The 22,832-nt window shown below is 63.0% G+C and carries 17 protein-coding genes and 1 tRNA gene; 10 read left to right on the plus strand and 8 right to left on the minus strand.

Going from position 1 to position 22,832, the window contains the following annotated elements:
- Positions 1-330: 330 nt before the first annotated feature.
- The gene (locus ACA089_RS03260; RefSeq protein WP_372013322.1) at positions 331-1,269 is read right to left on the minus strand and encodes a helix-turn-helix domain-containing protein; all 939 of its coding nucleotides are present in this window, start codon (positions 1,267-1,269) and stop codon (positions 331-333) included.
- 287 nt (positions 1,270-1,556) lie between these two features.
- Here ACA089_RS03260 and ACA089_RS03265 point away from each other — a divergent pair, with 287 nt between their 5' ends.
- The 3 genes from ACA089_RS03265 to ACA089_RS03275 all read left to right on the plus strand — a co-directional run bounded on the left by ACA089_RS03265 (position 1,557) and on the right by ACA089_RS03275 (position 5,426).
- A complete protein-coding gene (locus ACA089_RS03265) occupies positions 1,557-2,930 on the plus strand; it encodes a DUF1214 domain-containing protein (RefSeq protein WP_372013323.1) in 1,374 nt (457 codons plus the stop codon).
- Entirely contained in the window at positions 2,927-3,757 is an 831-nt protein-coding gene (locus tag ACA089_RS03270; protein ID WP_372013324.1) for an acid phosphatase, read from the plus strand. The genes ACA089_RS03265 and ACA089_RS03270 overlap by 4 nt, the downstream gene beginning before the upstream one ends.
- A gap of 136 nt (positions 3,758-3,893) precedes the next feature.
- Entirely contained in the window at positions 3,894-5,426 is a 1,533-nt protein-coding gene (locus ACA089_RS03275; RefSeq protein WP_372013325.1) for a DUF1254 domain-containing protein, read from the plus strand.
- 134 nt (positions 5,427-5,560) lie between these two features.
- Here the strand turns inward: ACA089_RS03275 and ACA089_RS03280 are convergent, their stop codons facing one another.
- Positions 5,561-6,481, minus strand: a complete 921-nt coding sequence (locus ACA089_RS03280; protein WP_372013326.1) for a hypothetical protein — start codon at positions 6,479-6,481, stop codon at positions 5,561-5,563.
- Positions 6,482-6,999: 518 nt separating this feature from the next.
- On the opposite strand from ACA089_RS03280, the gene ACA089_RS03285 reads away from it, so the two are divergent.
- Together ACA089_RS03285 and ACA089_RS03290 are read left to right on the plus strand one after the other, a co-directional pair.
- A complete protein-coding gene (locus ACA089_RS03285; protein ID WP_372013327.1) occupies positions 7,000-7,212 on the plus strand; it encodes a hypothetical protein in 213 nt (70 codons plus the stop codon).
- Between the two features lie 111 nt (positions 7,213-7,323).
- The gene (locus ACA089_RS03290) at positions 7,324-7,656 is read left to right on the plus strand and encodes a hypothetical protein (protein ID WP_372013328.1); all 333 of its coding nucleotides are present in this window, start codon (positions 7,324-7,326) and stop codon (positions 7,654-7,656) included.
- Here ACA089_RS03290 and ACA089_RS03295 read toward each other — a convergent pair.
- Complete coding sequence (locus tag ACA089_RS03295; protein WP_372013330.1) at positions 7,653-7,874, minus strand: hypothetical protein; 222 nt, start codon at positions 7,872-7,874, stop codon at positions 7,653-7,655. The two genes, ACA089_RS03290 and ACA089_RS03295, sit on opposite strands and share 4 nt — an antisense overlap.
- A 1,323-nt stretch (positions 7,875-9,197) precedes the next feature.
- Positions 9,198-9,638: a ribbon-helix-helix domain-containing protein gene (locus ACA089_RS03300; protein ID WP_372013331.1), complete on the minus strand. Its 441-nt coding sequence runs from the start codon at positions 9,636-9,638 to the stop codon at positions 9,198-9,200.
- A 2,253-nt stretch (positions 9,639-11,891) separates the two neighbouring features.
- Between ACA089_RS03300 and ACA089_RS03305 the strand changes: the two genes are divergently transcribed.
- Genes ACA089_RS03305 through ACA089_RS03320 form a run of 4 tightly spaced genes read left to right on the plus strand, consistent with a single transcriptional unit; the run spans position 11,892 to position 14,954 of the window.
- A complete protein-coding gene (locus ACA089_RS03305) occupies positions 11,892-12,383 on the plus strand; it encodes a hypothetical protein (protein WP_372013333.1) in 492 nt (163 codons plus the stop codon).
- Positions 12,370-13,941, plus strand: a complete 1,572-nt coding sequence (gene trbL, locus ACA089_RS03310; protein ID WP_372013335.1) for a P-type conjugative transfer protein TrbL — start codon at positions 12,370-12,372, stop codon at positions 13,939-13,941. The genes ACA089_RS03305 and trbL overlap by 14 nt, the downstream gene beginning before the upstream one ends.
- A gap of 18 nt (positions 13,942-13,959) precedes the next feature.
- Positions 13,960-14,691, plus strand: a complete 732-nt coding sequence (gene trbJ, locus ACA089_RS03315) for a P-type conjugative transfer protein TrbJ (RefSeq protein WP_372013337.1) — start codon at positions 13,960-13,962, stop codon at positions 14,689-14,691.
- The gene (locus ACA089_RS03320) at positions 14,691-14,954 is read left to right on the plus strand and encodes a hypothetical protein (protein WP_372013339.1); all 264 of its coding nucleotides are present in this window, start codon (positions 14,691-14,693) and stop codon (positions 14,952-14,954) included. The genes trbJ and ACA089_RS03320 overlap by 1 nt, the downstream gene beginning before the upstream one ends.
- 484 nt (positions 14,955-15,438) lie before the next feature.
- Here ACA089_RS03320 and ACA089_RS03325 read toward each other — a convergent pair whose 3' ends face one another.
- The 4 genes from ACA089_RS03325 to rnd form a co-directional block, all read right to left on the minus strand.
- Entirely contained in the window at positions 15,439-16,233 is a 795-nt protein-coding gene (locus ACA089_RS03325) for a hypothetical protein (protein WP_372013341.1), read from the minus strand.
- A gap of 893 nt (positions 16,234-17,126) precedes the next feature.
- The gene (locus tag ACA089_RS03330) at positions 17,127-19,328 is read right to left on the minus strand and encodes an AAA family ATPase (protein WP_372013343.1); all 2,202 of its coding nucleotides are present in this window, start codon (positions 19,326-19,328) and stop codon (positions 17,127-17,129) included.
- Between the two features lie 327 nt (positions 19,329-19,655).
- Positions 19,656-19,731 (minus strand) — tRNA-Ala (locus ACA089_RS03335).
- A gap of 35 nt (positions 19,732-19,766) precedes the next feature.
- A complete protein-coding gene (rnd, locus tag ACA089_RS03340; RefSeq protein ID WP_372013345.1) occupies positions 19,767-20,861 on the minus strand; it encodes a ribonuclease D in 1,095 nt (364 codons plus the stop codon).
- Positions 20,862-20,951: 90 nt separating this feature from the next.
- Between rnd and ACA089_RS03345 the strand changes: the two genes are divergently transcribed.
- Positions 20,952-22,820, plus strand: coding sequence for a formylglycine-generating enzyme family protein (locus ACA089_RS03345; RefSeq protein ID WP_372013347.1), 1,869 nt, complete (start codon positions 20,952-20,954; stop codon positions 22,818-22,820).
- Positions 22,821-22,832 lie beyond the last annotated feature (12 nt).

Genomic DNA, 22,832 nt, shown 5'->3' on the forward strand with positions numbered 1-22,832 from the left:
TCGATCCTTGGGTCAGGCGATCATCGTAGCTGGCCGACAGCTACCGTGCGCTGAGGGGTCGCTTGAGATCTAAAAGGGACTTCGCTTTTTCGCTTTTTCCAAGGCTGGCCGGAAGCTGTTTGTCACTCAATCCGTTGGGCTCGACCGCTCTACCTTCTCAACACTTGTTCCCGTGTCCATCTTTCTTCTGTCAGGCCGGTAAGAGCGGTAAAGTCCGCTCGTGGCGCATGCTTTTGACCTGCAGGCACGCCGCACGATGGAGGCCGGTATCACTCACCGCGCGGTGGAGTTCATCAAGCGCAACGCCAGTAGGACCCGACTAGCGAGCCATTAACGTGACACGTCTCGACGCCGAAGCGTGGCGGACGGAAGCTCTCCAAACAATTGCTGATAGTCGCGTGAAAAACGACCCCACTCCCAGATTCCAAACCGTGCCGCGATATCACTGACTCGTATCGATCCTGGCTCAGCCAAACGCAATGCACCACGAGCGGCATTCAGCGTGTAGGCACGGACAAAGTGCCGGGGGCTGATACCCATCTGTTCCCGAAAGACATAGTTCAAGGTTCGCACAGGAACACCTAGCGTGCCCGCCAAGTCTTCAACGTGGATTCTTGCACCAGAATGAGCCTCCAAAATATCGCAGGCACGACCGATGATCTCTACTCGTGATCGGCGTGGCCGGCCGTTTGCTTGGCCGTATTCCATGTCGATCTCATGCCCCATGACGATCCGTTGGGCGACATCAGTCAACCTCTGCGCAGCTTCCTTCCGGCCGACCGGATTATCCTCGAAGGCGCCCGACCTGGCTGCTATAGACACGCGGCTAAGTACGTTCTTCAGCGCTGAATAGTCTCGCGCTGGCACGTCAAAGACGCGACACGCATGTGGGGAGCTTCTTGCGTGTATGCCACCCAAGCGCAGTCGCGAAGCAGGGATGAACACCGACATCCACGATACGACGTCGAGCGAGGTTGATTGGATCGCGGCTCCGCCCGGCGCAACCATGACGCTGTACGGACCGAAAGGTGTGCCGTTACCGCAGACCTTGCCGACCCCATCGAAGCAGATCATGAGCGCAAACCCATCTGCGGCGATTGATCCTTCGAACAGACAAGGTCCACCGTCGCGCGCCATCCGGACAGTGAGTCCGTCCACTTCGGTCGAAAACATCCCCCACGAGGCGCGGCCCCTTCTCAAAGGGAGCATCCTCAGGTCGGCGTGCCCAAGCGCCGCCGCGTACTGCTCAAAGGACTCGAAGTCCTGCATGTTGGCTCCGGGAGGGGGGCTTTTTGCCGATTCTGCATAGTAAGCATGATCGGCAGATCTCAGGCTCTGCGAGGATACGCAGCACGATCCGGTCACGACAGCGGATTGGCGGAATTTCACAGGTCCTTAACTACGAGAGGGCGCGCAATTGGGCTTCGTAAAGCGATCGTTGCTGTGCCGGATGCACGCCTGCCGGCGCCTCCATGTCTGGCATCAGGAGTCTCAAGGAAGCTAGCCACCCTCAGCTCACTGAGGGGCCTCACCGCCAACCATCAAGGATTCCAGACGTGAACTTTGCCCGCCTTTCTTGTCTTGCGGTAATGGCTGTTGCCTCGGCCGCCTGTAATCGCGCGGCCCCTAACGCCACTCCGGTTGCGGCAACGCCCCGAGTCGCTGAGTCCGCCAACGCGACCGCCGTCTCCTACACCGGTCAGGACGTCAGCGACGCCTGGATCTACCTGCTCGGTCGCCTGCTGGTCCTGCGCCAGCAGAAGGCGGACCTGGCGGAAGGGTTCAAGTGGAATCAGATCGTCCACCGCAAGCCGGGCGAGGTGGACTGGCCGAATCCCAATCTGGACGTGGCCTATTCCGAGGCATGGGTAGCGGTGGACGAGGACAGCTGCACGATCGTGACCGTGCCGGAAATCAAGGAGCGCTACTACACGGCGCAGTTCCTCAACGGCTGGGGCGAGACTGTAGCCAACATCAACGAGCGCACTCAGGCGCAGCGTCCTGCGGGCGATTTCGCTCTGTGCCTGGAGGGCGCGACGCTAACGTTGCCTGCCAACACCACGCGCATCGATGTGCCGGTGAAATACATGCGCATGCTCGCGCGCGTCGAGCTGGGCGACGCCTGGGGCCAGGCCATTGCCCTGCAGCACAAGTTCTCGTTGCGGGCTACGGGGTCGGTCGAGCCCCCCGTCCTTCCGGATATCCCGGCCTTCGACCAGCAGCACCTTCCGGGCGTGGAAGCGTTTGAGAATGCCGCAGCGGTCCTCGACAGCGAGCAGGACATCAACCCGGGCATGGAGGCGATCGCGGCCAAGGTGCGCGCGATCGCTGCCAGGACAAATGACCCGGCCGAGCGTGCCCGCGTGGACAAGGTAGTACGCGAGATGGCGCAGGTCGACCTGGCCAAGGCATCGCCCACCATCGGCCACGGCACGGTCAGGAACCACTGGGTACGCCCGGCGGTGGCCGGGGTCTACGGCAACGACTGGCTGGGCCGCACCCTGATTAACCTCGGCGGGATCTGGGCCAATCGGCTGGACGAGGTCGTCTACTACAAGGGCAGCCTGGATGGCGACGGCGTGCAGCTCAATGGCGACCATACCTACACGCTCACATTCCCCAAGGACGACCTGCCGCCGAAGTATGCGGATTACTTTTGGTCGGTCATAGCGGTGGATCCGGTCTTCTCCCGGGTCCTGCCCAATCCGGAGAATCGCTTCCTGCTCAACCGCGAGTCGGGTCTGAAGTACAGCACCGATGGTTCTTTGACCCTTTATTTCGGTCCCGAGAAGCCAGCCGACGCACCCGACTCGAACTGGCTGCCAACGCCCAAGGGCCAGGACTACCGTCTCACGTTCCGGTTTTACGGGCCCAAGGGCGGCGTCGCCGATGGCAGCTACTACCCGCCTCCGCTGGTGAAGCGGTCATGAGCTGCGGGAGGTTAGCCATCGCCTGCGCGCTGGCGGTCGCCCTTTCGTCATGCGCTGGCGATGCCACGCGTCCGCCTCCCCCTGCAAGCGCCGCCAAGGTTCCCGAACTGAAGCCGGGTATTCCCGCCGGCTACCTGGGACGTTCGCTTCCCGACAGCCTGGCCCTGGTGTCGCCGCCCCCGGCCGAAGGATCGGCCGGTTTCGCGCAGGATCAGGCGGTCCACACGGCCGCCCAGGCCTTGCGCAGTGGGCCACGCGGCACGCTGGCCACCAGCGACGCTGACCTGCGGTTCCCGCATGCCGCGCGGACCTTCGAATGCGCGCTGGGCAAGTCGATCACGCCGCAAGCCACGCCGCGCCTGTACCTATTGCTGCAGCGCTCGATGGTCGATGCCGGCATGGCGACCTACAACGCGAAGAATCATTACAACCGGCAACGGCCCTTCGTCCACTTCAGCGAGACCACTTGCACGCCCGACGAGGAAGCCGCGCTGCGCAAGGACGGCTCCTATCCTTCCGGGCACACAGCGATCGGCTGGGCCTGGGCGCTGATCCTGGTGCAGGTCGCCCCAGAGCGTGCAGATGCGCTGCTGGCGCGGGGTCGTTCGTTCGGCGAGAGCCGCCTGGTATGCAACGCGCATTGGCAGAGTGATGTGCTAGCGGGGCGGATGGTGGCGTCGGCGGCGGTGGCGCGCCTGAATGCCGACGATACTTTCCTGGCGGATGTCGACGTCGTGCGGCAGGAACTGCAGCAAGCTGCCCCAGCCGACGCGGCGCGATGCGCTACCGAGGCCGATCAAATGGCTGCTATTCCCGGCACCTTCTGATCGGGCGCCATCCAGTAGAACAACAAGGAAGTTGCCCAGCGACACCGCTGCGAACCCATCGGAGCCTCGTTTTGGCAGCTGTCGTCTCGCTATCGCAACGCTGCCGCCTCTGTAACCAAGTCATAAGGAGCATGTCGTGCGCTCGATAAATGTCGCTTTGGTCGCGCTGGTGGTGATTTGCGCGTCGCTCGCCGGTTGCCAGCGTACCGAGCCCTCGCAGCAAGCTGCCGACCTGCCCGCCAAGTCCAAGCCTGCCGCAGCGGCTTCGTCGGCGCAGGTGCCAGCACCGAAGTCCGCTGCCGACATCGCCGGCACGCCGCCCGGAACCATCATGCCGCCCGGCTACCTGGAAGCGGCGGGCCGGATGGTTTACGTATGGGGGTGGCCGCTGGTCAACCACTACAACCGTTCGCAGGCGATGGCCGGTGTCCCCGAACCCGGGCGCAACGGCGGGGTCTTGCCCGTGGCCCCGCCGGGCTCCATCAGCATGCTCACCGACTACATTCAGGCCGATCAGAAGTTCGTGACTTGCCCGAATCAGGACACGGTCTACGGCGCAGGCTACCAGCACCTCGACACGCAGCCGGTCGTCATCCAGGTGCCGGATTTCGGTGACCGCTTTTTTGTGTATCAGATGGCGGACGCACGAACTGAGTCATTCTGCTCGATCGGGCAACAGTACGGGACCGAGGCCGGCTTCTACCTGCTGGTTGGACCCAATTGGAAGGGCGATGTGCCCGACGGCATCAATGCCGTATGCCGAGCCTCGACCGACTTGGTCGCGGTGCTGCCGCGCATTTTCATGGACGACACCCCCGCGGATCGCGAGGCGGTTCGCCCCTTGGTAAACCAGGTCGTGCTCTACCCGCTCGACCAGTTCGACGGGACGATGAAGATCAAGGAGTGGGCCAAGACACCGGAGTTCCCGGCACCGAATACTGAGGGACAGGGCGAGATGAAGTTCGTCCTGCCCGAGAAGTTCTTTGATGAGCTCCCGACCATTCTGAACGGCGTTCCGCCGCTGCCAGGGGAAGAGGCAATCTATTCAACCGCCCAATCACTGCTTGATGCGGCGGCGAAGGACCCGAAGATCAAAGAACAGCTCGTTCGCGTTGCCGTGGCCACAGAGCAGGAGGTGATCGCACCGCTGTTTGAATTCCGGAACAATGGACGGCCTGTCGGAAATGGCTGGACCTCGCCTCCCAATGGCGCACGATGGGGCTTCGATTACCTCTCTCGTACTGCATCGGCAAAGTCAAACATCTACGACAACGCCCCCAATGAAACGCGCTACCTCTACACCGACGTGGACTCGGGCGGAACACGCTTGAATGGTGCTGGCGGCCGCGCTTACACCGTGACGTTCCCGAAGGGCCAGACCCCGCCAGTGAAAGGTTTCTGGTCATTGACGCTTTACAACAAGCATCATCTCTTCGAGCCCAACAAGCTGAATCGATTCGGCGTTGGCACCAAAAATAAGGACCTAAAGCTCGGCGATGATGGCTCTTTGACGCTGTACGTCCAGCATGCCTCTCCCGGTCCCGACAAAGAAAGCAACTGGTTGCCGGCACCATCAGATGAGTTCTCGCTGTACATTCGCGCGTATTGGCCAGACGCCGCCATTACTGAAGGCAGCTGGACTCCGCCGTCGGTGACCAGAACCCTATGAATCGAATACATGCGATGTCCGCTTTTGGCCGTTAGCGGACGTTTACTATTATGCACAGCCGACCTCGGAAAACCGCGAACACATTTATCGCACGGCCAGGCTCAGCACCACCCGTCGGCATGCGGGGGAACTGGTCAGGAGGGGCGCGCTTGAGACTCAGATCTAGTCTTTCGACGCTCTTCGCCATAACCAAATCCACGATAGACTCCGTCGCTGTCGTAGTCTGCGACAGTCCGAGTCAGAAAATAGTTGTAGGCTTCAATTGGAGGCATCTTCGGGTAGTGGGCGATTCGAAGCTCAATCTCTTTGATCATGGCCGCTTCGACCTTCGCGACATGCCCGAGGAGATGTGCGAACGCGCCACCAACTTCGTCGAGAGTTACCTTTAGCGCATCTCGAGACTGCTGTGGATCGAAGTCCCTCAGCCGTTGGGCGTTAGAGTGCGCGGCTTCCAAGTTGCGGCGCTTGTTGGCCAGAATAAGGTGATCTAGGGCGCAATCATCGATCTCTTGGCATAGAAAGAAGTGGTGGGCAAGCGAGCCAAGGAGCGAAAAGCTATGTCTGGGTAGATTTGCCTGTCGGCAGGGACGGCAGTCTTGGGCGAGTAGCTGACCCATCGCTTCGTTTCGATATAGCTTTGGAGGCACGCCGGTGCAGTGAAGCATCTGCTTGATCGCGGCTTCGGAGAATCGGGCTGTGTAAAGCACGAGCTCACATTCGAGTCGGATCCGTCGCACCTCAGCTTCGGTGGGGCTGATATCACTCTTTGATTCGATGAATCGGACTGCGTCTTCGATAACTGTTGCGATTGATGCCGTGAGCGTAGTCAGGCTTTCCGAATAGGGATTGCGCTGACTGTCCAGCCCCGGCGCTAGGTGGGTACCGGACTGCCAAACAAAGCTCGTCTCTCGTTTGAGCCACGCGTACATGTCCGTAGCGAAAGGAGCAATATTTGGGGCAATTGGATTGCCGTCGTGGCCCCAAACAGCAGCGCCGTCGCTGTACGCCCAAAGCTGGTGGCTAGCCTCGTGGGCGGAATGATGCGGGGAGTTCATAGTTGCGTCTCACGCGGTTAGCTAGGCGCTTGGACAATGCCGCCGCCCCTCGAGCGGGAATAGACCCTTTCATCGATACGTTTGGTCGAACGCCCGCTTGTGGCCGGAAGCGGACATTGGGCAGGTGATTAGGAGCTGATATCGGTATTATGGCCCACCCGGTTGACTGACCAAGGGGCGATCCCTTACTTCCGCTGGGTGCTTCGACCGCCCGGTTCAAGAATTACACCAATTGGTACCTCGCAGCCCTATGTGCGGTGGGGTTCCTGTCCTCCTGGCGGGGCGGCATCTTCAGCGGCAGCTGACGGCCAGCCGGGGCGCACCGCCACCCTGAAGGAAGTAGGAGAAATCCTACATAGCGTCGGGAAGTAGCCTGACTGCGCTCGCGGCCCTCCTGGCGCATTGTCTCCTTGCCCCGGCAGAACGGCTTGCACCTCCCGCAACGGAACCGCTCTGCAACGGACAAGGTCGCCGGCACGGATGCCGGGCCGGGGACCTTCACTTGAGGAAGCATTCGTATGGACGCGAGCACCCTCCAACTGGTGGCCTCCCACGGCGGCTGGCGCCTGATCGACAACGGCGAACCGACGTTCTGGTTCCTTGAGCGCGACCAGGCCGTGCACCACGCCTCGCTGATCGCAGACGCGCGCGCCCACCTGCGTGACATCCCCACGCGGATCGAAGCCACCAACGATTCCGGCAAGTTCGAACTCGTCGCCTCCTTCCCCTAACTACAGCGACGAGATGCCGAAGGCCGGGCCTCGCCCGGCCTTTCTTCTGCCCCTCGTGAAACCCTGCCGCCAATCACAGCCTGTGCGACGGCCGGGCGTAGGATGCCGGCCATGCTCCCTGACGGCTTCTATTGGGCACCGCGTTGCCATTTGTCCAAGGTTGATGACGGCCTGTTCCTGGACAGGGAGCCGGTGGCCTTCCTGATCGACAAGGTGGACGGCCGCTCGTGGTTTGCGAGTCTGGATGTGCACCGGGGCATGGACTACCCCCTGAGGATCCGACACTGCACCAGCTTCGAAGCCGGCCGTCGGGGTTGCGCGCTGTGGGCGGCCCGCCACGAAGAGCGGCTGCGCCGGGAGGTCGCAGCCAAGATCGCGGCCAGGCCAAGCAACCGATGGGCCGCCAGCAGCACACGCGCTTTCACGGGGGCCCGCGTCGACTAGCCGGGCGGGGAGACGGTCCGAACGTGAACGGGAGGCTCCCCGAGCAGCTGGACCTCAATGGAGGCGGAGACCTCCCGAATTTCGGCGTGTGTCTCGGCCACCATCTGCGCGGTGGCGACCGCCTCGTCGTAGTCGGAGAACCAGAACAGGGGGTCGTCCCCTTGGAAGATGCGCCAGCCTTTCGTGCACTCGCGCAGAGACAGGACGATCGGATCCATGGTCGTCTCTCGTGCGGATAGGGCCCCTGTGGTGCCAGCAGCCCCGCTTCCTTGCGGGGCACGATGCGGGTGCGCTACCTGAGCCTCTGGCCGGTGCCGCTCGTTGCTGGTGAGCTCACTATGCGTGCGCAATAAGTCCACCGCCCTAGGGGATAGCCTCGGCGTCGTGTAGGAAAACTCCGAATCTGCTGTCAGGGTCCATGCGCTGACTCCGCACGACGGCCGGCTCTATCTCTATGACCCTGCGCGTCGAGCGAGCGTTCCTGGCCGACTGCCGCCAGTCAGGATGGCACCGGCGTGGATGACCCCGCGCCGGTGGTGGTCAGTTCTGCTGCGGAACCTGGTCAAAGGACGTGGCCGAGATGGTCAGTTCCCTGACCTCATGCACGAAGTCAGCGAGACCTTTGCGGCGACCGAAAAGGTCGGGTACAGGTTGACCTTGATCGGTCGGGATCTGAGGCGCTGTTGTTGCTCCTGAAGGAGCCAAGACCGGGTGTGACCTTTGCGGCGGCCGCCAAGGTCGGGCACGGGGCTGGCCGCGATCGGTGGGGTTCGGCGGCGCGGTTGTTGCTCCTGAAGGAGCCAAAGACCGGGTGTGACCTTCGCGGCGGCCGCAAAGGTCGGGCGCGGGGCTGGCCTCGATCGGTCGGGATCTGAGGCGCTGTTGTTGCTCCTGAAGGAGCCAAGACCGGGTGTGACCTTTGCGGCGGCCGCAAAGGTCGGGCACGGGGCTGGCCTCGATCGGTCGGGATCTGAGGCGCTGTTGTTGCTCCTGAAGGAGCCAAAGACCGGGTGTGACCTTTGCGGCGGCCGCAAAGGTCGGGCGCGGGGCTGGCCTCGATCGGTCGGGATCTGAGGCGCTGTTGTTGCTCCTGAAGGAGCCAAGACCGGGTGTGACCTTTGCGGCGGCCGCAAAGGTCGGGCACGGGGCTGGCCTCGATCGGTCGGGATCTGAGGCGCTGTTGTTGCTCCTGAAGGAGCCAAAGACCGGGTGTGACCTTTGCGGCGGCCGCAAAGGTCGGGCGCGGGGCTGGCCTCGATCGGTCGGGATCTGAGGCGCTGTTGTTGCTCCTGAAGGAGCCAAGACCGGGTGTGACCTTTGCGGCGGCCGCAAAGGTCGGGCACGGGGCTGGCCTCGATCGGTGGGGTTCCGAGGCACCGTTGTCGCTCCTCAAGGAGCCAAAACCGCGGGTGACCCTTGCGGCGGCCGCAAAGGTCTGGATGCATGCCTGGCTTTTGATCGCTCATTCCGGAGGGCCGCGCGGGTGCCTGGGGATCCGAGGTTACCTTGGACCCTTGCGGCACCCGCAAACGGTCAGTGGCTCAACCCTCGCCCTCGACCTGTTCGGGCTGCTCGAAGACTGCCGCCAGTCGCTCGATGAGGCCTGTATCGCCTTGCAAGGTTGCGATGAAGTTCCGGACGAACTTCTCGTGCCGTTCGTCTGCCGCAGCCGCCGACGCCTTGACTACATCACGCGGCAAAGGCGGCGTGTGTAGCAGGTACAGCCTGACGAAGCTGTCGAGCATCGCTATGGCCATCTGCGTGTCATTTCGCGCTAGGCGACTGTCTCGGCCAGCGCGATTGAGCGTGGCGACGAGGCGAGCTTCCAGCTGATCCAGCTTCTCGGTCCGAGCCTCTTCATCTAGCCACGCTCGAATTGCTTCGCGAATAGCCGCGGAGACGGTGAGCCCTCTTTCAGTGGCCTTTGCCTCCAGCTGCGCATCGAGCTTTTCTGGAAGGCGAATAGGTCTTTGCTTGGACATAGGATGGGATGCAAATGGGATACGGAAGTGGGATTAGTGGGATGCGATAAAAAAGTAAGTATATCAATAATTAAAGTGCGAAAAATAGGACAAGTGCATCCCACCCTTTATGTTCCACTAAATCAACTGAGCCGTATGAGTCTCAGGTGGTCAGCCGGCTTCCCTGCTAGGAAGCCGCCACCATTTGCGGCCGCCGCAAATGGTGGCCTTGCTTGGGCCGTGGTCGGCGATTGCCTATGCGCTCAGGCAAGCGGCGAAGCGGAAGCGAACCTTTCGGCAGCCGCAAGTCATGAGCTATTAGGCGCCCGATGAAGGGGCGCATTTGCGGCCGCCGCAAATGGTTTCGGCGTCGTTGGCCTGGAACTTGACCGCTGACCTTTGCGGCGGCCGCAAAGGTCAGCGGTGCTAAGGCGCCTTCCCGGCGTCTGTTTCGGCGTCGTCGCCCTGGTCGGACACGGCCGCCAACTCTTTCAGCAAGCCGGCATCGCTCTGCGGGATGGCAATGAAATTGCGGACTAACTTGGCCGCGTGCTCGTCCGTCGAGGCAGCCGCGGAAGCGACTGGTGAGCCGTACGAGTCTCGGGTGGTCAGCCGGCTTCCCTACTAGGAAGCCGCCACCATTTGCGGCCGCCGCAAATGGTGGCCGTGCCTGGGCCGCGGTCGGCGGTTACCGATGCGCTCGGGCACGCGGCGAAGCGGAAGCGAACCTTTCTGCCGCGGCAAGTCATGAGAGCTGTTAGGCCCCCGATGAAGGGGCGCATTTGCGGCCGCCGCAAATGGTTTCGGCGTCGTTGGCCTGGAACTTGACCGCTGACCTTTGCGGCGGCCGCAAAGGTCAGCGCGGCTGCTAGGCCCTGGCTTGTCGGTTGAACACCTGCGAGGGCGACCGTTTCAGGCGGAAGGCCCAGGCTTCCATTTGCGGCGGCCGCAAATGGAATCAATCGTCGATGTTCCTTGAGGAGCATTGGCGCCGACGGCAAGGGACAAACAGGCGGGGTATCGCGAGCGCGCGCAATGCTCCTTGAGGATCATTACCGTGTCGCTCGCAGATGGAGTGTCCCTTTGCCGCAGCAAAGGACTGACGCAAGCTGAAATCACTTCTCGGCTGGGCGACCTGCGAGTGCATCTCGGGACTCCGATCGAGCTGCCCGCCGTGCTTAACCAGATCGGCCAGCCTGGGGCTCGGCCGGCAGACTCATGCATCAACCATTCGAAGTCGGGCTTACCCTGCTGGTGACCAGCGCCAAAGTACTGCTACACGAGACCATCGCGGGAAGGTGACTTTGTACGCTGTGGTACTGCGGGCCAAGGATGCCAGTCGGGCGAGCGTGGCGCACCCGGACGCTGCCGCCTGACAATCGACAGGTTGCACCAACCTGCACAACACGTGGGCGACTCATGAGCTGACGACGTATGCCGCTATCATCGGTTGGGAGAGCGTATCGATGGCGTCAAGTTAAGAAGAATCCGTTGAAAGGAATAAAGATGAGGCTACGAGATGTTGATCGATTGGACTCCAAGACGCCAAAGCAGGATGAGGGCGCTAGGCTGTACGCAGACGAGATTCCAGAAGCTCATCAAGATGCGTTCTGGACTTTCACCGGGCCGCAGGGGGTGACCGTGAGGGATGGCCGCTGGCTAATTCCGGTGACGGCGTGGCTGGAGTATCTGGATTGGCTGCGCGGGCCGGGCAACAGCCCTCGAACAGTCACAGAAGACAGCAAGTACGATTGGCGCCGCCGACGCCGGTTGCCACTGTAGAGAGAAATGGATGCCGGCAAGAAACATCCGCCGGGCGTCGCCCGAGAAACAAGTTCGAAGTTCATAGCAGGGGAACTCGTCATCGATGACGAGCCTCCTTGCGTCTCAAAATGTGCGACCACCTCGCAGTAGATTCTCGGAGATCGCCCGATAATGTGAGGTGCGTCTTAAGAGGTGTTGTTTCTATACTATGGGAATGCGAAAGTCCCGAGAGAGCTGTAAATCCTGAGTGAGGGTCTTCACCCATATCGCTCGGTCTCGATAAAAAGTCGCTGTAGTGAGTCATGTAGAAGGCTAATGGGCTAGATGCCCTGATCGTCTCGCTCAATGGTGCAGGGCTGCACCAACCGAGTTTTCTGTGAGCAAACCCAGGAAGGGTGCGCTCTCGGGTTTCAAGAGAGGTACTGTCGGCGCGTCGAGGGCGTCGTACTCACACAGCAGCCCGGAATCCCCGTCGCATCGTGCGACGTGCTCACCCTTCCGGAGAACTTCATGCGTAACATCGAAACAAATGTCATAGACGCGGAATTCCGTGTCATTTCCCGATCGCTTTGGGCTGGCTGGATGGCCCAGTTGCCTCACAAGAACGATCGCATTGCTTTCATCCTGTGCCTCGCGGCGCCGTTGACGGTCATAGGCGCAGTGCTGACGGGATTCCCATATCTCGCTTTCCTGTTCTCATCCTTACTGGTCACTGCGGCCGCGCTGGTTAGTACCGAGTACAAGCGTTTCAGCATTCTGGGTGGGGCGGTTGTGGCACTTCTGGTCACGAGCGGCTGCAGCAAGGAACTGGCGGCGCACGCTCCCGAGCGAGCTGTGCTGGCCAGCGAAGAAGCGGAGATGCCTGCAGAAGCGCAGGCGAACATCCGGGCAGCGACCAAGTACCGCGATCCGCGGGAAGGCTACACGCCCAAAGGCATCGACATTCAGGGCGGCCAGGTGAAGCTGCAGGACGACCGCGAGGTCGATCATGATGGTCATTGACTCTGTAGGCCATGAGCGACTTTGGCGCTCGCGCTGGATCATGGCGATGTCCGGTGGTGGCTTGACGATCGCTATCTTGCTGTTTTCGGCTGCAGCTGCGGCGCAGGAAGTGCAGCCAGGAATGGGGATGTTCGATGACATTGCCGCGTTCTACATGCAGCAAGCCAAGGCGATGCAGGCGATTCTGGAGCCTTATGCGATACGGCTCTTTGGGCTGCTTTCGGTCATTAGCATCGCCTTGTTCTGGATCAAGCAGATTTCTAACGGCGACGGGAATGTTACAGCCCTGGTGACGCGCTTCGGCTTGGAGATTATCAAGCTCGGCGTGTTCCTCTTCATCGTCACCCACGGGCCGCAGCTTCTCCTGCAGCTGATCGGATACTTCATCCAGGGTGGAGCGACCGTGACCGGGCAGGGGGAATTGTCCCCTTCCGCCATCGTAGTGCTTGGGTTTGATGCTTGCTTCCGAACTTTTGATGCGATCGGTGCGATGGGGTGGGCGGATACAGCCGCCTTCGGCTTGCCCCTCGCGTTGGCGGGTATGGGCATTCTTGCGTGCTTCGCGTTGGTCGGGATCCTCTACCTGGTTCGCGTGATCGAGCTGTACTTGGTCATGTATGGCGGCGTCCTGCTGTTGGGCTTTGGCGGGGTCTCCTTCACACGTGACATTCCCAAAAACTATCTGAGCTACATGCTTAGTGCTGGCGCGCAACTTTTCATGCTCAATGTAGTGATCGGGTTCGGACTGCAGCTGGTGTCTAGCTGGCCTGCCTCTCTTACATTGGACACGACTCCGGATGCTGTCCTTCGCCAGGTTTTGCAGTTGTTCGTCGGTTCTGCCGTCTTTGCGGCTCTCGCGTGGTCGATCCCGAAGGTGGCTGCCAGCCTAGTCAACGGCGCGGTTTCGCTGGGTGCGACTGACGCCATTGCTCCAGCGGCCGCGGCCGGCGGGGCGGCTGCGATAGGCGCGGCCGCAGCAACGGGAGGGGCGTCGACCTTGGCGGCAGCTACGCAGGGAGCGATGCAGGCCACGACCAGCGGTGTGGCGCTGGCCAAGGAACGCGGCTCTTCTGGCGTTGGTGCCGCTCTGAAAGGGCTAGGCCATGCCGCTAGCGCAACGGCGTCAGAAGCGAGCAGGGCAGCGCAGGCCTCAATGGGTCTTAAGCCTCCGTCTATCCACGCCACCGATAGTCGAGGACGGGGCGTGGAGAACTTGGGCACTCGCGCGGCTAACAACCTTCAAGAACAGGTGCAAAAAACGAGGGAGTTGAGGGCGAGCGTGCCCATCGGCGGCGGCACAGCTGCGCAGAAGGGGGATGGAACGCCGGTTCCCAATATGGCTCCGGTCGCCGCCATGGCCTCGGGTAAGGCCACGTCACAGAGTGCTGGCCGCGTTCGCGGCTCCGAAGGAGGCGTTGCGGACACCAGGCCCACGCAGGGGACGGAGTATGCGCCGGAAAGACAATTGGCACCACGATCGCAGCTAAGGCCGCCGCAGTTGCCGCCTGACACGCATCCCCCTAGCGCCGTTTCCATCCGTTTCGATGCCGACGATTAGCACAAGGATCCAAAACGAATGAACAAGAGTATCGCCCTAGCCATCGCAGTTGCCCTTACGGGAATCCTGATCACCAGCACTGGGCCGACCTATGCAATTACTGTGTTCGATCCCGTGAACTACGTGCAGAACCTGGAAACGAAGCTGCGCTCAGTACAGAGCAACGTCAATGAGGTCAGGCAGATTCAGGCTCAGCTGCAGCAGTACGAGAACATGCTCCGCAACACCAAGAGTCTCGATGTGCGCAATTTGGAGACCACCATTGACGCCCTGAGTCGACTGGATCGGGTGATTGGGGAGGGTAGGGCACTGGCGGTTACAGCGAGCGACTATGAAAAGGTGTTCAAGGCACGCTTCCCCGGCTACCAGGCTACGAAGAACTACAGCGACAGCTACCGGGAGTGGAGCGACACGTCGCGCGATTCGGTGATGGGCGCTATGCGTGTAGCCAATATGCAGGTCCGAGGTGCTATGACTGAGGAGCAAGCTTTGGCATCGCTCCGTTCTGCAGTGGCGACGGCCGATGGGCAGAAGGCCGCGGTTGATGCTGGAAATCAGATCGCCTTGGTGCAGATTGCCCAGCTGCAGCAGCTTCGGGAACTGATGGTGGCGCAGATGCAGGCCGCCGGAACCTACATGGCAGCGCAACAGCAGGCCGAGGCATCGAAAGAGGCCTCGATCCGCGAGGCAACCAGGTATCACGATCCGCGGGAAGGCTGGAAGCCGAAACCAATCAGGATTGGTCCGTGATGCCTTTCCTGCCGGTCATGACCACCATCAACTACCAGAAGACTTTGAAGTTCGAGATCGCGCGGGAGCTGATCAATGGCCGAATTGCAGAACTGTCAGAGCTGATCGGCATTGAGGAGAAGAAGCCCTTGCCGAATATGACCCTAATCGGGCAACTGGAAGACCAAATGCTGTTGATCGCCGAAGAGAGGGGTGAACTCGACGTGACAAATGAGGCTGCCTTGGATGCTTCTATCGCGAAGAACGGTCGGCCACCACCATAGCTAATGGCTGGAGATCTGTTGTAGGAAAGGCGCCCGTTCGGCGCCTTTCTTTTTGGGTATTCGGCGCCCTCAAGACCGCCGCGACTGGCAATCGTGCTTAGTGCGAATTTTCGCCCGCAGGGCGCCGCGGATGTGCCTGCAATGACCTGTCTAACGTCAGCCTGGGCCTTAAGGATTTGCGCAAATATACCTATAGGGTCGCCAGCGGCGGCGCATGTTTGCGGTTGGCACTACTTACAGTGCTTTTAGCCAAAGGCTGACTGAAAGGGTGGCCAATTAAGCAGGACAAATAACGCAACTTCTGCACAGCCTTGCCCACTGATCCGATAGCAAGGTGACGGGAGGATTGCGCCGGCAGTTCGGCTTGTCCGCGATGGCGGCATTAGGGCCGGCCTGAGCCCGCCGGTGAATCGGCAGAGCCGTGATGAGTGCGGGTTGGAATGGGCTGTGCGGACACAGCGGCACAGGGCTGGCCCTGCTGCTTTTAGCCCTTGCCGAGTAGATCGAGGATGTTGGCGATCGCCTGTGGGCCGCCGGGGACGCTAGGCGGGTCGCCTGTGGCTGCAGGCCGCCGGCGCTTGTCCTCGGCCCAGCCTAGGCCATGGGCGGCCTGCTGGCGCTCCTGGCGCCGTTGGCGGCTTCCCTCGATCGATGCAGTGCCAGGGCCTCGGATGCGGTCTGCGTGCTGGCGATCGCGGCTCAGGAGCCAGCTGGTGCCGGTCATCTGGCACAACCGAGCCAGATTCAGCCGGCGAACGGCCGGCTCACTTCGGAATGACCCGTCTTCCTGGTGCCTGCGGACCTGCTTCGTCGGGAAGATCCAGCCGAGGCTGACGAGCATGTCGAGGGACCGACGGGCACGCCGTAACTCTGCCTCGCCCTGGGCGCCGTAGGCCAGCTGGGCGAGGTCGGGCAGGGCGTAGCGCTGCCACGGCCCGCGCTCGGGGCGGGGCTTGCCGATGAAGCCGGTCCGCACGTCGGCCAGGTACAGCAGGGCGACGGTCATGGCCAGCAGGGATTCGGCGCCGTCGGCGCGCAGCGCCCGGACGCGGTTCAAGGCGCGCTCGATCGGGTAGCCGGCGACGATCACCGCCCGGCTAATCCGATGCCAGACGGAGCCCTGGCGCTGTTCCAGCCCGCGGACCAGCTCGGCGCGGGTGGCGTCCAGGACGCCCGGGCGGCGCTTTCCGCCGGACGGCAGGCGCCAGCGGACGCACTTGCGGTCACGCGCTGCGACGACGGAAGCTTGCGCCGACACGCGAGGCAATGAAGTGTCCATCCCGCTGACCTCAAGCGGGACTGGAGTGGGCGAATGAAGCCACGACTAGCGGCGGCCGTTCATTCGCCTCAATTGCTCTGCTTTCGTTGGTCGTCCCCTGCGGCTCTTAGTGGCGGGGATAGGTTTTTCGTCCGAAACGTCGTTCGAAGAAACCACATGCGCGGCGAGCCAGCGACTGACGTCCTCTTCGCGCCAGAGCAGTCGCTTGGTTCCGGGTAGCCTGCACAGCGGGGGAAGGGCATGTGGGTTGCGGCTCACATCGCTGCGGATGCTTGCGACGGATTTATGAATCCGCTCAGCGAGGTCTTCAACTCGGAGGAGAGAAACAGGAGAACTGGAGTGCATAGGCGAACTCATCCAAACACCGCCTGAGCGGTAGGGATGATGAGTCCGCGACAGCCTTCACCTAACCCATAGATAGGGGAGCTGCCTATCAGGGTATTACGCATCAAACGAAGTGATGCGGACTCAGGCGGGGTTGTGCCCCAAGTTTGGCTGCTCTCCCCCTGGAGTTCGCACCACCGACCTCATCGTGATCGGGTGCTAGCCTTCGGTTCCATTGTCGAACCTAGTGGGGCGATTGCCGCCGAAGCGGCATCCTTTCTTACCCGCGGGTTCCGTCGCTTATCCCCCGCGAGCTGCTGGACTAGATCAACTTGATCAGAAGCTGCCGGTGTCGCTCTACATCGGTAGCCCACAACGAACAAGCTGCAACCTTTACCAGTCGCATTGCGTGGAAGGGTGCTGAATTGATTGCGCGGAGTCAAGCATGCTCTGGCATGAACTGCGCGTTTCGTTGCATTTCGAGGTGTTTCCGTCAACTCGTGTCAAATTCTGTCAATGCATGTCAAACATCAAGGTGGCCTACAGGGACGGATGTTCGGCTTTAGTGTCTATTCGGTGGCTTCCATGAGTGCAGCGTGATGGAGCGGATCTTTACTCGCCAAGGCTGACATCACGCGCTCCACCATTTTCCGGGACATGGCGGGGAAGTCGGAGACCTCGAGCAACCGAAGCGTTGACTGGCTGTGCGATCCCTCATCTACATATCTGGCAACCGCCCCACGCACCGCGTCGTCATCGAACAACACGTCCAGCTTGGACTGATACCCGGCTGCTGCCGGCTTGCGAAACCCCAAATACATCTCAAGGAAGCGCCTCAACAGGTTCGGGCAGTGTAGGTATGCCTCGATATCCTGGCTTCCATTGGCTTGGATCTGGCGCAGGCAATAGAAGACGTGGTGGTAGTCGGAACGGAACTTAGTCAGGTGCTTTGGCAGAGGAACCAACTGGCTCGAGCCGTCGTTTCCCCGTTGAACCAGAAAGCCAGCATGACCACTTCTGAAGCTCCCACGGTCAGTCCATTCCTGCTTGATCGTATTGAAGAACTCTGAGTTATGGGTCGATATAAAGACTTGCCGGCATGCCTTCAGCGTTGTGATAAGCAAAGAGGCGACATCGTATATGTGGTTGGCGTCGAGACTGCAAATGGGGTCATCTACGAAGACGACGATGTCCTCGAGCCGCTGGCCATTCTGGCTCAAACTCACGAGGAAATAGGCCAGCGATATGGCCGTTCTCTCGCCATCGCTCATATTCGTTGCAGGCTCGCCCTCCCGCATGAATTGTAATCGCCCATCTTCTGCCTGCTCTACAGACAGACGAGATCCCAGAAGGCGTTGCAGATGCCCGTTGACCTGGCTGGCTGCTACGGAGCTGCGCTGTAGCTCCATATTCGCTGTCGCCATTTGTGCCTTGATCTTGTGGCCGACCCGGTCAACGCGATCTAGCGCGGCTCCAGCCTTGCCTAGTGTCTCGGTTGTCTCGACAGCATCTGGATCAAGGGAATATCGCGCTGAGAAATGTTCCTTCACTGCGTTCGATGCAGCCTGACGCCTGGCAGAAAGCTCCTCGCAAGTACGGTTATGCTCATCCTTGGCCCGGCTAAGATCAGCAACGATAGCGGTCAACGTGGAAAGTCGATCTTCAACTTCATCCACGGTCATGACCGTTTCCATGTTTTCGAGCTTCTGCCGGAGCTGGCCCAGCCATACCGCACGAATTTCACTCTCTCGCTGCTCCCAAGCCAGATACTGTCGTTGGGCCTCAAGCGCCTTCTCCCGAACGTCAGGAGTCCACTCCAGCTCATGCGGGAATGTCGGTAGTGTTCTGGCTTGCTCAAGGCTCCCGATCGCCGACGTGATCGCAGCGTGTTGCCGCCTGTATTCGTCCGAGAAGTGCTTTGCGTAATCTTCCAATGCTAGCGTTGCATCCCCGCCACAGAAAGCGCAGGCCGTGCTGTGCTCATGGAATCTCAGGCCCGATCTCACCCAATCGCTCAGTGCAGGGTGATCAGTCAGCCGCTTGAGCGCATTCTGTTTTGGCGTGTCCTTCAGCAATGACGCAATGTCTTCAACACCCAGCAATCGAGGCGGCAGCAGCACTAGTGGGGTACGAATTTGAGCAAACACGCTCTGATCTCGTGCCTGAGCTACAGCCGCCTGGAGCGCGGTCTCGTCAAGCAAGTGCTTCGCAGGGTTGTCCAGCCGCTGAGCCAAGGCCTTGAGGTCAGGAGCTCTGAACGTGCGGATGCCCAAGATGTTCCCGCAATCTCGGGCCAAATCGGTCGCCGCCTTTTCCCTGGAAGCGTTCGCTTGGGCTTGCACCCGCTGGACCGATCGATACATCGCAGCCACCCGCTCCCGGCGTCTTGTCAGCACGGCAATGCGGTTGCTTAACCTGATGTTGTCCTCACCAACGATGAAGAGTGCCGGGGCCTGGGTGTAGTCCTCCCGCAGGAGGTTCGCGTCGATGAAGTCCCGATTGAAGATGCACACGGGGAACCGGGCCCGGTCTTGCTCTCGCAGGGTGTCCAGCACTTCCTGCCCCACGCTGAAACGTGCTCGGGCGCCGTCGGGAAGTCGGCCCACTCCAAGACCATTGAATAGTCCGAAGACCCGGGAAAGCGTCGTCTTACCCGAAGCGTTCCAGCCGTAGATCAAGTTGTAGCGAACGAAGTCCGGCGCCGGGCTCGTGCGCCCGTCGTAGCCGTCCCACACGGCAGCCCGCGAAACTGACTCAATCCGCCGGAACATGTCCGCCCCCCTCAGGCCGTACCTAGCCTTCCCCTCCCGGAGTTTTGCACGCCCCCGGATCTCGGCCAACTCACGATTTCGAGGCGTTTCCGAGCCTGTCGTGGGATGTAAACGACTTATCTCTAAGCCGCGGCTGGCAACCGAGAGGGACAGGCTGGCTGAGGGTGCAGCAGTCAAAGCCACCCTGCCACGCCCCGTAGTAGGTACCAGCCGGGGGGGGGGAGGGACGCCACAAATCTGCCACACTCGATGTGGCAAATCTTGCTCAACAAAGAAAAACAGCGCATTACACTGCAAGGCGTAATGCGCTGATTCTATTGGAAAAAGTGGTGGAGCCAGGGAGGATCGAACTCCCGACCTCGTCATTGCGAACGACGCGCTCTCCCAGCTGAGCTATGGCCCCACAGTGCGACAGGTCACCTGTGCGAGGCGGGGATTCTAGCCTGCCGCGGCCGCGGGTGCCAACAGGGGCCCGAGCACCGGTTCGAGTTCGCGTCGGCGCCAGCCCTGCAACGCCGGCGGCCACTGGCCGCTTTCGAGCAGCGCTTCCAGGTGCCGGCGCGATGCCAGCACGCCGTCGGGCAACGCGAGCTCGGCGCTGCGGCGGGCGACCGCGTCCTGCAGCCGCTTGAGCGCGCCGCGGTCGGGGTCGGCCGGCGGTGCGGGCATCTGTGCTTCGTCGGGCAGCGGCGTGGCCAGGGCCTGCCAGATCGCCGCGCCGAGGCGGCGGGGCGACTTCGGGGTGGCATCGAGGCGTCGCTGCAGCGCGTCCGCATCGGCCGGCGGGTCGCGCGCGAGGGCGACGGCCAGTTCGTTGTCCAGGACCCAGCTGCGCGGATGGTCCTGCTCGCGGGCGTAGCGGTCGCGCCAGCGCAGCAGGCGCAGCAGGCGGCGCTGCCCCGCCACGTCGAGGAACTGCGCCGAGCGCATCGACAGGTGCGGCCAGGCCTCGCCCTCGTCGCGCGCGGCATTGGCGAGCGTGCGGGCGGCGTCCTCCAGCAGCCAGTCCTCGCGGCCGCAGTCCCGCAACCGGGCGGCGGTGGCGTCGTGGAGCGCGGCGAGGTGGCGCACGTCGTCGGCGGCGTAGTCCAGCTGCGCCGGGCTCAGCGGGCGGCGCAGCCAGTCCGACCGGGTCTCGCCCTTGGGAAGGGCCACGCCGGTGACCTGTTCGACCAGTTTCTGGTACCCCAGCCCCGCGCCGATGCCGGCCAGTCCGGCCGCGACCTGGGTGTCGTACATCGGCGCCGGCAGGGTGCCACAGGCGCACTTGAAGGCCACCAGGTCCTCGCTGGCACTGTGCATGACCTTGAGCACGCCGGGCGCGTCCAGCCACGCGGCGATCGCCGCCGGCATGCCGGGAACCAGTGGATCCACCAGCAGGACCTCGTCGCCGACCGCCATCTGCACCAGCGCCAGCCGCGGCCAGTAGGTGCGTTCGCGGATGAATTCGGTGTCCAGCCCGATCCGGGGCGGGGCGTGCTCCAGGCGGCGCAGGAGGTCGGAGGGCTGCTCGATCCAGAGGGGTTCTGACACGTCGGTTCCGGTGCTGTTCTCGGTTGCCCGTGCGGGCTGCGATAGCCTAACGTCAAACCGCCGGGGGCGGATGGATACCGAGGAGCGGTCTTGCGCGCGAGCGGCCAGGCATTGCTGTGGATCGCGGTCCTGCTGGCAGGTGGCTGCGGTCGCGCGCCCGACGCCGGAGCCCCGGCCCGGGCGCCGGACCCCGCCGACCCGGCGACGGCCGATCCGGCGCAACCGAGCGTGACCGTCAGCGGCGACGAGCGCCACGCCGTCTTCGGGGTGTGGGCGCCCCCGCGGGTGGACGTGAGCGAGCCTGGCGGGCGTGCGGCGTGGCGCGCGCGCGCGGACGAAGCGCTCGAGGCCGGGCACCTCTACGAGGACGCGGAGGCCGCGGTGCCGATCTACCTGGCGCTGCGGGATGCCGATCCCGGCGACCGCGCGGTACAGCGTGGCCTGCAGCGGGCCCTGGCGCGGGTGATGGCCGGCGCGCGCAGCGCGCTGGCGGCGCGCGGAGTCGACGATGCGGCCATGCAGCGTGCGGAGCGGCTGGCCGCGGTGGCGCGCACGCTCGCGCCGGACGATCCGCAGGTGCAGGGTCTCCAGCGCGAAGTCGAAGCGGCGCGCCGCCTGTGGTCGTTGAACCGCGCCGGCGAAGCCGACCTGCGTGCCGGCCGCCTGGGCGAACAGGGCAATGGCGCGCTCGGCTACTTCCGGGACGCGTTGCTGCTGCAGCCGGACGACCCGCGCGCGCTGCAGGGGCGGGCGGCGGTGGAAAGCGCGGCGATCGGCCGCGCCGAGCGCGCCGCCCGCGCGGTGGACTTCGCCTCGGCGGAGAAATGGCTGGGCCATGCCCAGGCGGTGCGCGAGGACGAGGCGGGGGCGGTGCGCGATGCCCGCGAGCGGGTGGACGCGGCGCGGAACGCGCGCATCGTGGCCCTGCGCGACGCGGCGCTGCGCGACCTCGCCCGCGGCGACGGCCTGCGCGATGCGCGGACGCGCCTGGCCGACATCCTGCAGATCGCGCCGCCGGGCGATCCGGTCGCCGCGCAGCTGCGCCAGCGCATCGACCTGGCCACCCACTACGGCGCCTTCCGGCCCGGGCAGGTGTTCACCGACCCGCTCGACGACGGCAGCCGCGGCCCGCAGATGGTGGTGGTGCCGCATGGCGCCTTCCGGATGGGGGCGCTGGACAACGAACCCGGCGCCGCGGATGCCGAGAAGCCCGCCCACTACGTCCGTTTCGACCGCGGCTTCGCGATGTCGCTGACCGAGGTGACGGTCGCGGAATTCGGGCGCTTCGTCGCCCAGGCCGGCGCCCGGCCGCGCGCGACCCGGCGCGGCAACTCGATCGTCTACGACGAGCGCAGCGGCAACTTCGCCCGCCGCAGCGGCGCCGACTGGCGCTCCGGCTATGACGGCCGCCCGGCGGCGCAGGGCGACCCGGTGCTGCACGTCAGCGTGCGCGACGCCGAGGCGTATGCCGCCTGGCTGTCGGCGCAGACCGGGCGCCACTACCGGCTGCCCAGCGAGGCCGAATTCGAGTACGCCCTGCGCGCCGGCAATGCCGGCCGCTTCCCGTGGGGCGACGATGCGATCCCGCCCGGGCGCGCGGGCAACTTCGCTGGCGGCAACGACGTGTCGCCGGGCGGCCGGACCTGGAACAACGCCTTCGTCGGTTTCGGCGACGGTTACTGGGGACCGGCACCGACCGGCCGTTTCGAGCCCAATGCATGGGGCCTTCACGACCTGGCCGGCAATGTCAGCGAGTGGGTCGCCGACTGCTGGCACGCCAGCTACCGGCGCGCGCCGGCCGACGGGGCGGCATGGTTCAATCCGGGATGCCGGTCGCGGGTGGTGCGCGGCGGCGTCTGGTCGGGTTCGCCGGCGCAGACCCGTTCGGCATGGCGTTCGCCGATGGATTCGGACATGACCAGCGCGCGCATCGGCTTCCGCCTGGTGCGCGGCATCTGACGGCAGGGAGAG

It is taken from the genome of Pseudoxanthomonas fibrivorans, from assembly GCF_041464125.1.
Classification (GTDB): domain Bacteria; phylum Pseudomonadota; class Gammaproteobacteria; order Xanthomonadales; family Xanthomonadaceae; genus Pseudoxanthomonas.